The organism is Vibrio algicola, from assembly GCF_009601765.2.
In the GTDB taxonomy this organism is placed as follows: Bacteria; Pseudomonadota; Gammaproteobacteria; order Enterobacterales; family Vibrionaceae; genus Vibrio; species Vibrio algicola.
Map to the genome: position 1 here is coordinate 1,372,861 of NZ_CP045699.1, position 13,979 is coordinate 1,386,839.

The window sequence follows — 13,979 nt, forward strand, 5'->3', positions numbered from 1 at the left end:
TTATCACTAGCGACGAGTGATAACAACAAGGAAGAAAATGGAAAATAAACACGGAACATGCGATTGGTGTAAACAGTTTACTGACAATTTGGTTCGCTTAGATTATGTCGACGGGATCAGCAACCATTCTTGTACAGGTTGTCATGACTTAGCCAAAATCGACGTACGACAATTTAATTTGGCTGAACTGGCTTTACGCGCCAAACAAACCCGTCTGAATTAGACCGCACAAACTCAGCTATGTTACACACATTAAAAAGGCGCTGATTCTTTCTCATGGAAAGTCATCAGCGCCTTTTTTATTTTTAACAACACAACAATGAAAACCGTTCAGTGTTGATTTTCATCTCCATTCAAACCGTCATGACCAAAATTTCATGACTCTCGAATTTATTATGCTGCTGCCGCTTCGTTTTTTTCACAAGCAATAACGCGGTAGATCAGCGCACCTAGAATGCCGCCAATGATTGGCGCAACCCAGAACAACCACAATTGTGACGTTGCCCAATCACCCACAAAAACCGCCACCGCAGTACTACGAGCAGGGTTAACAGAAGTATTACTGACTGGAATAGAGATAAGGTGAATAAGGGTTAGACATAAACCAATCGCGATTGGGGCAAAGCCTGCAGGTGCGCGTTTATCGGTTGCGCCCATGATCACGATTAAGAACATCATTGTCATTACAACTTCACACACCAATACTGCCATCATAGAATAACCGTCTGGAGAATGAGCGCCGTAACCATTTGATGCAAAACCACCCGCAAGATCAAATCCGGCTTTACCTGATGCGATCAGATAAAGGATACCTGCACCGATAATACCACCAGCAACTTGCGCAATAATGTAAGGTAAAAGTTGGTTTGCCGGAAAACGACCACCCGCCCAAAGACCGATAGAAACCGCTGGGTTTAAGTGACAACCTGAAATATGACCAATCGCAAATGCCATGGTCAATACCGTCAAACCAAAGGCCAGTGCCACCCCAACAAAACCTATACCCAGTTCAGGATAGCCCGCAGCTAATACAGCACTACCACAACCGCCAAGTACTAGCCAAAACGTACCAAAACATTCTGCTAAATATTTATTCATTTTATAATTCCTTTGTTTTAAAAAATAACCGCTCAAGAACTTTGCCTCTTTTAGACTGCTAAGTGATTCTAGCGAGCAAGCTCTAGTCCTATCCTAAACATTTATCGGAAATCACAATCGAGACTGCAATCAAATCTAAGCTAAAGACTACATTTCATTAATTACTGAAATATTAGCAAGTTAGCTATATGAAAAGTTTACCTTAGTTTTTAAAAAGCACCACTAAAAAAGTGATTGTCATCACAGATGGTCATAAATAGTTCAATTTTTGACTTGATCAATCATAAAAACACAAGTACTGTATATGCATACAGTATGGATATATGGACAGTACTATGTTGACCCAAACGAATTTCAATCAAGCATCAACCTCACACATTTTGGCGGCAAATGAAGAAACGTATTCAGCCAGTAGCCCTTTGTTTGCTCGCTTAGCCATCTTAGCCAAACAACAAAAATGGATTATATTTACTGACCAAGTGGCTCTGCCTACCGTCAGCGAATTACACATGTTTCATATTGAGGCCAAAAAAGTGATCAAGATGAAGTCATCTCAAGTGATGAGTGAAAAAGACGTGATCATGAAAGTTCTGTCCATCAATAATGCCAGCGCGATTGTGACCGGTGATGAATTTAGTCACCAAGAGCGCCAGCAAATCGAATTACAAGCGCAGCAAACTGGTTGCGAAGTCTTCTTTATTAGCCAAGCAATCCAACAAACCTTAACTCGCAATATGCATTAATGCTTAGGCTAAATATCAAAATAAGTAAATTCATAGTTTCATTTATGACCATAAAACTTGCAGCAATTAAATCTTAAGCAATCGTTTGCTTTTGTGCTGGATGGATACGCCTCTATTCTGTTATTATTCGGCTTTGTGGTATGAGAATAATACCTCTCGTGATTAATCTGATTTAGGTTATGTATTTAACTTTAAATTATTCGCCCTAGCTTTTAATAGGAATGTGGAAATGAGCCCTGCTAATCAAGTTCTTGCTGTCAATGATGATCTTCCAATCCGTACTGACAAACCAGTCCACAGTGGAAAAGTCCGCTCTGTTTATTGGCTCACCGAAGAAGATAGCCGCCGCTTAATTAAAGAAAAAGGCTATAACGTAGCAGCCGATGCCCCACTTGCCATTATGGTAATCAGTGATCGTATTTCAGCCTTTGATTGTATTTGGCGTGGCGAAGGTGGTTTAAATGGCGTACCAGGAAAAGGCGCGGCACTGAACGCTATCTCTAATCATTGGTTTCAACTTTTTAAAGACAATGGATTAGCCGATAGCCATATTCTTGATATCCCTCATCCGTTTGTCTGGATCGTACAAAAAGCCAAACCAGTCATGATTGAAGCGATTTGTCGTCAATATATTACTGGTTCAATGTGGCGAGCTTACCAACAAGGCGAACGTGAATTTTGCGGCATTGCACTGCCTGAAGGGCTAGAAAAAGATAAAGTGTTACCAGAACTTCTTATGACACCATCAACCAAAGGTATTTTAAAGGGTATTCCTAATGTGCCTGAAGCCGATGATGTTAATGTCACTCGCCATGACATTGAAAATAATTTTGCCGCATTTAACTTTTCTCAACCATCCGATATCGCTTTATATGAAAAGCTATTAAAAGAAGGTTTTAAAGTGATTAGCCAAGCACTGGATAATGTTGATCAGATTTTTGTCGATACCAAGTTTGAATTTGGTTATGTTCAAGATGCAAAAGGCAATGAAAAACTGATTTATATGGACGAGGTTGGCACGCCAGATTCATCACGTATTTGGGATAAACAAGCCTATAACAATGGTCAAATTGTCGAAAACTCCAAAGAAGGTTTCCGTCAATTTTTGCTTAACCATTTCCCCGATCCCGATATTTTGTTAAATAAAAAACGTATGCCAGAGCGTTTTTCCTTAGCAGAAGACAATGCGCTGCCCGTAGAAGAGATCATGAAAATCTCACAGACCTATCTTGCCATTGCCGAAAAAGTCACCGGTAAAACGATTGTACTGAGTGATGATCCAAAACAAGAAATCATCGATGTACTACGAAAAGAATACGATTTAATTGACTAAGTTTTCATATCACAAAATAAAGTAAGATCTAAAAATTAACGCTCCAAAAATAAAAATCGGCTGACTTGAAAGCAACAATCTCAAGTCAGTCGATGTCTTCTTATGCTCACCATTTATACCCAGAGACTCTTCACTGATCTTCCTGCTCTTAGGGCAAATACTCACCCAAACGCCACACTAGAGCATTGTATACAATGATTTGTACATTGATGTTAATTATTGAGCGGTGGAGCACGTATTTTTGTGAACTTAATGTTGTAGAATTTTAACCTTCGCACTACCTTTAAAGTACCTTTGCAGCAGCTTAGATGATTAATCTGTATAATTTGTGCGTTATAGTCAAACATAGGGCTAAAATTGTTTACAATACTCAGAACCCTTTTATCATAGAGCAACAAAGAAAAGGTCGTAACAAATTGTTACTTCAAGCCCAGTACACTGAACTATTGGTCAAGAATGTTCTTACAACTGTTAAACGCCAAAAAATAGTGCAATACGACACCATTTAAGATCCATCGATCGCGAAAAACAAAAGAGTCCGCACATGAATAAGAATGATAAACGTCCTTTATATATCACTTACGCCGGCCCAGTATTAATGGCCACCCCTCTTTTAAATAAAGGTAGCGGCTTTACCTTTGAAGAAAGAAAAGCATTTAACTTAGAAGGTCTATTGCCTGAAGCAACTGAGACCATTCAAGAACAAGTTGAACGCGCTTATCAGCAATACAAAGCTTTTGATAATGATATGGATAAACATATCTATCTGCGTAATATTCAAGATACCAATGAAACCCTTTTCTACCGACTCGTTCAAAATCACATTACCGAAATGATGCCGATCATCTACACCCCAACCGTGGGCGCGGCATGTGAGAACTTCTCGAATATTTATCGTCGTGGGCGTGGATTATTTATTTCTTACCCTAATCGTGATCGTATCGATGATCTGGTCAACAATGCCACCAGCCAAAATGTCAAAGTAATCGTAGTGACTGACGGTGAACGTATTCTTGGTCTTGGCGATCAGGGTATTGGCGGCATGGGGATCCCAATTGGTAAGTTATCACTGTATACCGCTTGTGGTGGTATTAGCCCAGCTTACACCCTACCAATTGTATTAGATGTGGGCACCAATAACCCCCAACGCCTAGCTGATCCTATGTACATGGGCTGGCGTCACCCTCGAATTACCGGTGATGAATACACCAAGTTTGTTGATGATTTTATTCAATCAATTCAACGTCGTTGGCCTGACGCACTTATCCAGTTTGAAGATTTCGCGCAAAAAAATGCCATGCCTTTACTTGAGCGTTATAAAGATAAAATTTGTTGTTTTAATGATGATATTCAAGGTACTGCAGCAGTCTCGGTGGGTTCATTGATCGCCGCATGTCATGCAGCGGGCAGTAAATTATGTGAGCAACGAATTACCTTTGTTGGCGCAGGTTCTGCTGGTTGTGGGATCGCAGAAGCGATTATTGCGCAAATGGTTGCTGAAGGATTAACCGATCAGCAAGCTCGCTCACAAGTGTATATGGTTGATCGTTGGGGCTTATTGCAAGAAGGCATGAAGAACCTACTCGATTTCCAGAAAAAACTGCGTCAGAGTAAGAAAAACATTGCGAAATGGAAAGGTGGTGAGCAAGGTTTCTCTTTGCTTGATGTGATCAAAAATGCCAAACCAACCGTGATGATTGGTGTTTCAGGTGTGCCTGGATTATTTAGTCAAGAAGTGGTTGAGGCGATGCACGCAAACTGTGCGCGTCCAATTATTTTCCCATTATCGAACCCTACTAGCCGAGTAGAAGGAACACCGAACGATATTTTCCAATGGACCAAGGGCCAAGCACTGGTTGCAACCGGCAGCCCATTTGAACCAGTACGCTATGAAGGTAAGGATTACCCTATCGCCCAATGTAACAACAGTTACATCTTCCCTGGTATTGGTTTAGGGGTATTGGCGGTTTCAGCGTCGCGTGTTACCGATGAAATGCTAAGAGAATCAAGCCGCACTTTGGCTCAATGTTCTCCACTGGCAATCAAAGGCAAAGGGGCCTTGTTACCCCCATTAGAAGAAATTAATGCGGTATCTAAGAAGATTGCTTTTGCGGTAGCCAAGAAGGCCATCGAACAAGGGGTTGCGCTTGAAATTACCGACGAAGCACTTGAAACCGCGATTAATAATGGTTTCTGGCAACCTGAGTATCGTAATTACAAACGAACAGCCTTTTAACTAAAATATGATTCAGCTAATTTGCCCACCATTTTAAAAATAGTGGGCATTTTTGTTTTTCAGGCTCACATTGACTGTTATCCTTCATGCCACATGATTTGTTATGTGACAAATTTCATTCAACTTTTTTATTGAAAATAAGTATGACATTGCGCCCCGTCACTGCGTTAAACTGTCGCCACTAGGAAAAGATTAGTTATGGAAACAGTTTCAATGCCACACAAACGCACCTTGCTTAATCGTTCATATATCATGATTACGTTGTCCATTGTTGTGACTGGCGTTTTGCTGCTGTGCCTTTCTGTTTTTGCCATTGATCGTATTATTAGCTGGAAAACCCAAGACTCTATTTACCACAATGTTGGAGATGTTCCTCCGTATAACATCGGCTTGGTTTTAGGTACCAGCAAATACATTGGTCGCACTTTGAACACCTATTATTCACACCGGATAGAAGCTGCGATCAAACTGTATCAACAGGGTAAAATTCGTACATTTCTACTCAGTGGTGACAATGCCCACCGCTCTTATAACGAGCCGTGGACCATGAAGCGGGATTTATTAAAAGCAGGGGTTGAAGACAAGAATATTAATTTAGATTATGCCGGATTTAGAACTCTCGACTCAATCATCCGTGCACGAGATATTTTTCAAGCCGATCATTTCTTAATTATCACCCAAGACTTTCATTGTGAACGAGCGCTGTATATTGCTCAATATCATCATATTGATGCCAGCTGCTTGGCGGTACCAGGGCCAGTTGAAACCTCTGGATTTCATGTTCGATTAAGAGAAGTATTTGCCCGTACCAAAGCATTTCTTGATCTGTATATTTTAAAATCTCAACCGAAATTTTTAGGTCCGATTAATCCTATTTTTGGACATGAAGATAAATTAGAAGCAGAAAAGCTATCTGCTTCAGAGCAGAAAAATCTATCCCATATTGAACCAAGTCAATCGCTTAAATAATTAACGATCTTGTGGGATCGTCAACTTTTCCAACACTTCAACTCGGTTACGTCCGTTATTTTTTGCATGGTATAAGGCTTCATCGGCGCGAGCAATCATCTTGGTAATACGTTCAGAGCCTACCAACTCAGTTACACCAAAACTGCAGGTTAACTTACCAACCACGTGCCATGGGTATTGTTCAACCGCCAAACGAACTCGTTCCGCAACCCTTGCAGCAGCGGTTATAAATGCAATCCATTACAATGAGTGTTTGAGCGTCTATTGATTCAACAAACACTGCAACACCAATTTATTCCCTAACTTAATTCACCATACAAAAAAAAGCACTAGATTTGATAGTCATTTATCACTAAAACCTTAGTACACTAAGGTTTTTTGATTCATATCAAATAGGAATAATATTTGGAATAACCACGCTAGGAACAATCGCTATTGATAGTTTTAAAATCATATTTTCACGTTTACTTCACACCTTTTATGTTAGTGATTAATATCGCGAATTGTTATCGCTAAAAAATCCGGTAAACTGTTTATTTTACTACTAGGTTTAAGCATGACTTTTAGCATTACAGGAACATTGGCCAAACTGCATTCCTCTCTTGATCCCCAACAAAACAATCAAGTTCAGTATCGCCTGCCGGTTGGCGATCAAAGCGTTGACCTAATGCCTTATATTGGGCATGTGATCACCTTGACTCACTCGGGTAATATTTTTTGCTCATCTTGCGGTAAAAAAACCAAAAAGAGTTACTCACAAGGCCATTGCTATGTGTGCATGAAAAAATTAGCCAGCTGCGATATGTGCATAATGAAGCCAGAGACCTGCCATTATGAGGTGGGAACTTGCCGTGAACCACAATGGGGCGAAGAAAATTGCATGGTCGATCATTTCGTCTATTTATCCAATACCTCAAGTGTGAAGGTTGGCATTACTCGTCACACTCAAATCCCCACTCGCTGGATCGATCAAGGGGCGACTCAAGGCCTGCCGATTTTTAAAGTAAAAACCCGTTATATCTCGGGTTTAATTGAAATTGAACTGGCCAAGCATATTGCCGATAAAACCAATTGGCGTACCTTGCTAAAAGAAGATGGCGCGCCGATGGCATTGCAAGATAAGTTTGCTGAGCTATTGCCACAGGTTTTACCAACCATTGAGGCCATTAAGCAGCAATATGGCGAAGACGCGATCGAGATTTTATCCGCTGATATCACACCGATTGACTACCCTGTTGAACAACATCCGGTAAAAATTGTTTCTCATAACTTTGATAAAAACCCCGTGGTATCTGGCGTTTTACAAGGCATTAAAGGCCAATATTTAATTTTAGATACGGGCGTGATCAATATTCGAAAATTCAGTTCCTATGAAGTGACATTTTCTGATTAACCCCAATCGTGATTAATAGGAGGCAGCCACAGTAAAACCTTATGGTAATTAGGTTTAATGCTCGGGGCTGTTGAACTATAACAAGAATGCAATCTATCGCTTTCTTTAGCGCGATATTTTCCATACAATCGCGTGATAAGAATTCGCATTCCTCTCATTTCATTTCGGAGTTCCAATGAGCAACGTTAAGCATTGTAATTTACTCATTCTTGGGTCGGGTCCTGCCGGCTACACCACTGCCGTTTATGCCGCTCGCGCCAATCTAAACCCAGTACTGGTCACCGGCATGCAACAAGGTGGTCAGTTAACCACCACCACTGAAGTTGAAAATTGGCCTGGTGATGCTGAGGGGTTAACCGGTCCTGCTTTAATGGAGCGAATGAAACAACACGCTGAACGTTTTGAAACTGAAATGTTATTTGATCATATTAATGAAGTTGATTTCAGCCAACGCCCGTTTCGCTTAAAAGGCGATTCAACCGAATACACTTGTAACGCACTGGTCATTTCAACCGGTGCTTCAGCCAAATATTTAGGCTTAGACTCTGAAGAAGCCTTTAAAGGTCGTGGCGTATCGGCTTGTGCAACCTGCGATGGTTTCTTTTATCGCAATCAAAAAGTCGCGGTGATCGGTGGCGGTAATACAGCGGTCGAAGAAGCATTATACCTGTCTAATATTGCCTCAGAAGTGCATCTGGTTCACCGCCGCGATAGTTTCCGCGCCGAAAAGATCCTAATCAATCGTCTGATGGATAAAGTCAATAACGGCAATATCATTTTGCATACTGATCGCACCCTTGAAGAAGTGGTCGGTGATGATATGGGCGTGACTGGGGTTCGAATTAAAGCAACCACATCGGACGCCGAAGAAGTCATTGACGTGATGGGTGCTTTTATTGCGATTGGGCATAAACCGAACACCGATATTTTCCAAAATCAATTAGAAATGAAAGATGGCTACATTGTGGTCAAATCAGGTTTAAATGGTAATGCTACCCAAACCAGCATTGAAGGCATATTTGCAGCTGGTGATGTAATGGATCATAACTATCGACAAGCAATAACATCCGCAGGAACCGGTTGTATGGCAGCATTGGATGCCGAGCGCTATCTTGATTCGCTCAATGATTAATTTCAACCTCTCAAGTTAATGTCATCACTCATTAATATAGCGGTGTCTTTATTATCAGCTCCGGCGCTTTGTGCTGAGCTGATCCGCTATAAATAATGTTTATGACCCTACCCTCCAGATGGGAAACAAGCTTACATGGAAAAACAACAAAGACGCCATTTAAACCAGTGGCTCAAGCAACAAGGTAAACTGGCCAAAGTATGGCTAGGTGCCACGATCGCGCTTGGGATCGTGTCGACTTTATTTTTAATTGGTCAAGCCGGTCTACTCGCCTCGATCCTTCATCAAATCATTATTGAGCACGTTGATAAGCACCAACTCATCCCTTCCTTTATTGGTTTGGCGGCGATGATTGTTGGCCGTGCAGCTTGTACTTGGGGACGTGAAATTACCGGTTATCGTTGTGGGGAATATGTGCGGATTTATATTCGCCAGCAAATTCTCGATAAACTGCGTGATTTAGGTCCGGCTTATATTAAAGGCAAACCAGCGGGTACTTGGGCGACACTATTGTTAGAGCAAGTTGAAGATATGCAAGATTTCTTCTCGCGCTACTTGCCGCAAATGGCGTTATCGGTGTTTATTCCGTTTATTATTTTAGTGGTAGTGTTTCCTGCCAACTGGGCGGCAGGGCTTATTTTCTTGATCACCGCCCCACTTGTGCCACTCTTTATGGCTTTAGTGGGTATGAAAGCCGCCGATGCCAATAAACGCAACTTTAAAGCGCTGCAGCGTTTATCCGGTCACTTCTACGATCGTTTACAATCGATGACCACCATTCGTTTGTTCCATCGCGCTGAAGCGGAAACTGAATTACTGCGCAGTGCCTCCGATGTATTGCGTAAAAGCACCATGGATGTATTGCGGGTTGCTTTCCTCTCCTCTGCGGTTCTAGAATTCTTCACCTCACTGTCAATTGCCATCACCGCGGTGTATTTTGGTTTTAGTTACATTGGTGAACTTGATTTTGGTTATTACGGCGCTGGCATTACCTTATTTACCGGCCTGTTTGTATTGATTTTAGCACCTGAATTTTATCAACCTCTGCGCGACTTAGGCACTTACTACCACGCTAAAGCGCAAGCATTAGGCGCGGCAGAAAGCTTAGTTGAGTTTTTAGAAGCAGATGTTGAAGCCGCTAAATCGGGCACTACTGACTTACCCACTCCCGATAGCATTATCATCTGTGCCGATAATCTCGAAGTATTTAGCTCCGAAAAAACACATTTGCTTGGTCCGGTTTCCTTTTGCATTGATGCTAACCAAACTACGGCTTTAGTCGGCCCTAGTGGCGCAGGTAAAACCAGTTTAATTAATGCGATACTTGGCTTTTTGCCTTATTCAGGATCGCTGACCATTAACGGCGTTGAAGTCAAAGAGCTTAACTTAAAGCACTGGCGTCAACACATAAGTTGGGTCGGTCAAAATCCATTATTGATTAATGGCAGTATTTACGAAAACGTGACTCTGGGTCAGCATGACATTAGCGAACCCGATCTCACTAAAGTGTTAAAAGATGCCTTTGCCGATGAATTTGTCTCAAAACACGGATTGGATTATCACATTAGCGATCGCTCTGGTGGTCTTTCGGTTGGACAAGCACAACGTTTAGCCCTTGCCCGCGCCATGTTACAAAAAGGCAGCTTCTGGCTACTCGATGAACCAACCGCTAGCTTAGATGCGCATAGCGAACATTTAGTTATGACAGCGCTTAATGCCAATACTCAAGGCACCACCACACTCATGGTGACCCACCAGTTAGAGCATTTGAAACAAGTGGCCAATATTCTGGTGATGCAGTCTGGAGAAATTGTCCAATCGGGTCGTTATGATGACATCCAACACACAGGACTATTTGCACAAATGCTGTCTTCAAAACAACAAATGGATAGCGAGAATAAGGGGAATTTAGATGCGTGAGTTACTGCCTTATCTCAAATTATATAAAAAGCATTGGTTTAGCCTTTCACTGGGAATGCTATTAGGTTTTGCGACCTTAGTGGCCTCTATCGGCTTATTGACTTTATCCGGTTGGTTTATTGCAGCAGCATCGGTTGCCGGTTTAACCATTGCCCGTCAATCTTTTAACTATATGCTGCCAGGCGGCGGTGTGCGTGGTTTTGCAATGGCCAGAACGGCTGGCCGTTGGGGCGAGCGAGTAGTCAGCCATGATGCTACTTTTAAGCTATTGGCTGATTTACGTATCTTCTTTTTTAGAAAATTAACCCCACTCATCCCTGGGCGTTTTTCTAAACTGCGTGATGCCGATTTACTTAACCGCCTTGTGGCCGATGTCGATGCGATGGATCATGTCTATCTGCGTCTTATCAGTCCTATCGTAGTAGGCACATTAGGGATTGTCTCACTGACTTTCTTCCTATGTTGGTTTGATATGACCATTGGCTTAACATTGGGTGGCATTTTGCTGTCATTGCTGTTGATCTGGCCAATTTTGTTCTACAAGTTAGGCAAGCATAATGGTACTCATTTAACCCAAAATAAAGCGAATTTACGCATTGCTACTCTAGATTGGGTGCAAGGTCATAGTGAATTGGTGTTATTTGGCGCAGAGCCTCGATACCGTCAGGCGATCAACGATCATCAACAAAAATTGGTGAAAAATCAGTTTAACAATGCCAATTTAACCGGCCTTGCCAGTGCGCTACTTCTGCTGGCTAATGGTTGGACTATGGTCTTGATCATTTGGATGGCCGCCGATGGCATGAATGGTCAACCACCAGGACCGATGGTGGCGATGCTAGCGTTTGCAACTATGGCGTGTTTTGAGCTGTTAATGCCTATTGCTGGCGCATTCCAATATCTTGGACAAACCTTAGAATCAGCGCGCCGTCTTAATGAAGTGCTCACCGCAACGCCAGATATACATTATCCAGCAACCGGTGTTGAGCAATGTCAAGATGCCAGCATTCAACTGCAAGAGGTGAGTTTTAAATATCAAGACAGCGAGGAATTGGCGTTAAACAAAGTGAGTATTTCGCTTGAAGCGGGCCAAAAAATGGCGATTGTCGGTCAAACTGGCTCTGGTAAATCGACTTTACTGCAATTGTTAACTCGTCAATTTGATGTCACATCAGGGGCGTTATTAATTGATAATCAACCCATCTCACAGTGGACTGAAAAAGGCTTACGCCACAGTATTTCAGTGGTGAGTCAACGGGTGGATATTTTAAATGGCACGTTAAAAGATAACCTTCTTTTAGCAAAACCAGACGCTAATGACCAAGGATTAGTCGCCATTTTACACGAAGTAGGTTTAGAGCATTTAACCGAAGGCAATGGTCTTGATGCTTGGTTAGGAGACGGAGGCCGACAGTTATCAGGTGGTGAGAAACGCCGTATTGGGATCGCACGCGCGATTTTACACGATTCGCCAATCTTATTACTCGATGAGCCAACCGAAGGTTTAGATAAACAAACTGAACAACAGATCATGCAGTTATTACACAAACACTCGGTCAATAAAACCGTGGTATTTGTCACCCACCGCTTGATTGGCCTAGACGCTATGGACTCGATTGCTTTAATGGAGCAAGGTGAGATTGTAGAGCTTGGTACTCATCAAGCGTTGTTAGCTCAGCAAGGTTTGTATCATAGGTTACATCAGCGACTGTAGTTGATACTGACTCTTTGGTTATTAGACCAACAAAAAAACCGCCAACTGGCGGTTTTTTATTCGCTTGAAATCAACCTCAAGAACGTCAATTTTCTAAGCGGTGTGATACCTATTCCATAAATTTAATGATCGTTCAAAATTGAGTACAGAGAAAAGTGTCAAAGGCAATAGATGCCCTTTTATCAAGCGACCAGAGACGGATCCGCGTCTTTTCAGCGTATTCAAATTGATCAAATACTAAATGGAATTGGTGTTACGCATTAGCTTGCTCAAATTCTTGCATAAAGTCCACCAACGCTTGTACTCCTTCTAGCGGCATAGCGTTATAAAGCGACGCTCGCATACCACCAACTGCTCGGTGCCCTTTTAGTGCCTGTAAACCACGTTGTTCTGCTTGTTGTAAAAACAACCCATCAAGCTCTGGTTTGGCTAATTGAAATGGAACATTCATTAAAGAACGGTTATTTGGGTGGATGGTATTTTTATAGAAACTCGATTGATCAATATAACCATAAAGCACTTCGCCTTTAGTGCGGTTAATTTTTTCAATCTCCGTCACTCCGCCCTGCGCTTTTAGCCATTTAAAAACTAAACCCGATAAATACCAAGCGTAAGTTGGCGGCGTATTAAACATTGATTCTTGTTCAGACAATACTTTGTAATTCAGAATACTTGGTAATAAATCGCTCGCCAGATCGAGTAAATCGTCACGCACAATCACAATACAAATACCAGCCGGGCCAATATTTTTTTGTGCGCCAGCATAAATCACACCATATTTCGATACATCAATTTGACGCGACAAAATAGTTGACGACATATCCGCCACAATCGGCTTATCGGTGACAGGAAGGTCATTGATTTCAATACCATCAATGGTTTCATTAGGACAAAAGTGCACATAAGCAGCATCATCCGACAACGGCCAATCTGTGGCAGGAGTAATGGCTTTTTTACCATCAATCTCAACCATGGCGTTAATCACATTCGGTTGGCAGTATTTATTGGCTTCAGTGACCGCACTTTGCGCCCAATAACCACCATCGATATAATCAGCCGTTTTCTTATCACCCAGTAAATTCATTGGTACCGCGGCAAATTGCGCGCGTGCTCCACCTTGGCAAAATAAAACTTTATAATTGGTCGGAATAGATAACAGATCGCGTAGATCTTGTTCAGCTTCCGCTGCCACTTTCAGGAAAGGCTTACTGCGGTGGCTGATTTCCATAACGGATGTGCCAAGATCATTCCAATTAATAAACTCACTTTGAGCCTGCTGCATAACCGGTTTTGGTAGTGCTGCGGGGCCGGCACTAAAGTTATAGATTGATTCCATGATTGAATTTGCTCCTGCTGCGATAATGTATTGTTAACAATAGATATGATTGAAATATAGTAATACCACCTTTTGAGGTCAGTACAAAATACCTTTTTGATATAC

12 protein-coding genes are annotated in these 13,979 nt (G+C 41.9%); 9 read left to right on the forward strand and 3 right to left on the reverse strand.

All coding sequences use genetic code 11. The features are described from left to right. Positions 1–37 precede the first annotated feature (37 nt). Positions 38–223: a hypothetical protein gene (locus GFB47_RS06350; protein WP_153447218.1), complete on the forward strand. Its 186-nt coding sequence runs from the start codon at positions 38–40 to the stop codon at positions 221–223. 170 nt (positions 224–393) lie between these two features. Here GFB47_RS06350 and aqpZ read toward each other — a convergent pair whose 3' ends face one another. Beyond that, the gene (gene aqpZ, locus GFB47_RS06355; protein ID WP_153447219.1) at positions 394–1,098 is read right to left on the reverse strand and encodes an aquaporin Z; all 705 of its coding nucleotides are present in this window, start codon (positions 1,096–1,098) and stop codon (positions 394–396) included. A 335-nt stretch (positions 1,099–1,433) separates the two neighbouring features. Here aqpZ and GFB47_RS06360 point away from each other — a divergent pair, with 335 nt between their 5' ends. The 4 genes from GFB47_RS06360 (at position 1,434) to GFB47_RS06375 (ending at position 6,379) form a co-directional block, all read left to right on the forward strand. Further along, complete coding sequence (locus GFB47_RS06360; protein WP_153447220.1) at positions 1,434–1,841, forward strand: hypothetical protein; 408 nt, start codon at positions 1,434–1,436, stop codon at positions 1,839–1,841. A 229-nt stretch (positions 1,842–2,070) separates the two neighbouring features. Continuing rightward, entirely contained in the window at positions 2,071–3,174 is a 1,104-nt protein-coding gene (locus GFB47_RS06365) for a phosphoribosylaminoimidazolesuccinocarboxamide synthase (protein WP_153447221.1), read from the forward strand. A 544-nt stretch (positions 3,175–3,718) separates the two neighbouring features. Next, positions 3,719–5,410 carry an NAD-dependent malic enzyme gene (locus GFB47_RS06370; protein ID WP_153447222.1) on the forward strand — a complete coding sequence of 564 codons (1,692 nt, stop codon included), beginning with the start codon at positions 3,719–3,721 and terminating at the stop codon, positions 5,408–5,410. A gap of 198 nt (positions 5,411–5,608) precedes the next feature. Beyond that, positions 5,609–6,379 (forward strand): SanA/YdcF family protein, encoded by a 771-nt coding sequence (locus tag GFB47_RS06375; RefSeq protein ID WP_407701673.1) that lies wholly within the window; start codon positions 5,609–5,611, stop codon positions 6,377–6,379. Here GFB47_RS06375 and GFB47_RS06380 read toward each other — a convergent pair whose 3' ends face one another. Continuing rightward, positions 6,380–6,616, reverse strand: a complete 237-nt coding sequence (locus GFB47_RS06380; protein ID WP_153447223.1) for a diguanylate cyclase domain-containing protein — start codon at positions 6,614–6,616, stop codon at positions 6,380–6,382. It abuts the gene before it with no gap. Between the two features lie 319 nt (positions 6,617–6,935). Between GFB47_RS06380 and GFB47_RS06385 the strand changes: the two genes are divergently transcribed. The 4 genes from GFB47_RS06385 to cydC all read left to right on the forward strand — a co-directional run bounded on the left by GFB47_RS06385 (position 6,936) and on the right by cydC (position 12,538). Further along, positions 6,936–7,772, forward strand: coding sequence for a DUF2797 domain-containing protein (locus tag GFB47_RS06385; RefSeq protein WP_153447224.1), 837 nt, complete (start codon positions 6,936–6,938; stop codon positions 7,770–7,772). A gap of 175 nt (positions 7,773–7,947) precedes the next feature. Beyond that, a complete protein-coding gene (trxB, locus tag GFB47_RS06390) occupies positions 7,948–8,904 on the forward strand; it encodes a thioredoxin-disulfide reductase (protein ID WP_153447225.1) in 957 nt (318 codons plus the stop codon). Positions 8,905–9,039: 135 nt separating this feature from the next. After that, positions 9,040–10,824 carry a heme ABC transporter permease/ATP-binding protein CydD gene (gene cydD / locus GFB47_RS06395; protein WP_153447226.1) on the forward strand — a complete coding sequence of 595 codons (1,785 nt, stop codon included), beginning with the start codon at positions 9,040–9,042 and terminating at the stop codon, positions 10,822–10,824. Then, positions 10,817–12,538, forward strand: a complete 1,722-nt coding sequence (cydC, locus tag GFB47_RS06400; protein WP_153447227.1) for a heme ABC transporter ATP-binding protein/permease CydC — start codon at positions 10,817–10,819, stop codon at positions 12,536–12,538. The genes cydD and cydC overlap by 8 nt, the downstream gene beginning before the upstream one ends. Positions 12,539–12,791: 253 nt before the next feature. On the opposite strand, the gene serC is transcribed toward cydC, so the two are convergent. Further along, positions 12,792–13,874, reverse strand: a complete 1,083-nt coding sequence (gene serC, locus GFB47_RS06405; protein WP_153447228.1) for a 3-phosphoserine/phosphohydroxythreonine transaminase — start codon at positions 13,872–13,874, stop codon at positions 12,792–12,794. Positions 13,875–13,979: the final 105 nt, after the last annotated feature.

Coding starts and splice junctions, on each gene's coding strand:
- GFB47_RS06385 (WP_153447224.1), top strand. CDS start 6,936: ATGACTTTTAGCATTACAGGAACATTGGCCAAACTGCATTCCTCTCTT.
- serC (WP_153447228.1), bottom strand. CDS start 13,874: ATGGAATCAATCTATAACTTTAGTGCCGGCCCCGCAGCACTACCAAAA.
- GFB47_RS06365 (WP_153447221.1), top strand. CDS start 2,071: ATGAGCCCTGCTAATCAAGTTCTTGCTGTCAATGATGATCTTCCAATC.
- GFB47_RS06350 (WP_153447218.1), top strand. CDS start 38: ATGGAAAATAAACACGGAACATGCGATTGGTGTAAACAGTTTACTGAC.
- cydC (WP_153447227.1), top strand. CDS start 10,817: ATGCGTGAGTTACTGCCTTATCTCAAATTATATAAAAAGCATTGGTTT.
- GFB47_RS06370 (WP_153447222.1), top strand. CDS start 3,719: ATGAATAAGAATGATAAACGTCCTTTATATATCACTTACGCCGGCCCA.
- cydD (WP_153447226.1), top strand. CDS start 9,040: ATGGAAAAACAACAAAGACGCCATTTAAACCAGTGGCTCAAGCAACAA.
- GFB47_RS06360 (WP_153447220.1), top strand. CDS start 1,434: ATGTTGACCCAAACGAATTTCAATCAAGCATCAACCTCACACATTTTG.
- trxB (WP_153447225.1), top strand. CDS start 7,948: ATGAGCAACGTTAAGCATTGTAATTTACTCATTCTTGGGTCGGGTCCT.
- aqpZ (WP_153447219.1), bottom strand. CDS start 1,098: ATGAATAAATATTTAGCAGAATGTTTTGGTACGTTTTGGCTAGTACTT.
- GFB47_RS06375 (WP_407701673.1), top strand. CDS start 5,609: ATGGAAACAGTTTCAATGCCACACAAACGCACCTTGCTTAATCGTTCA.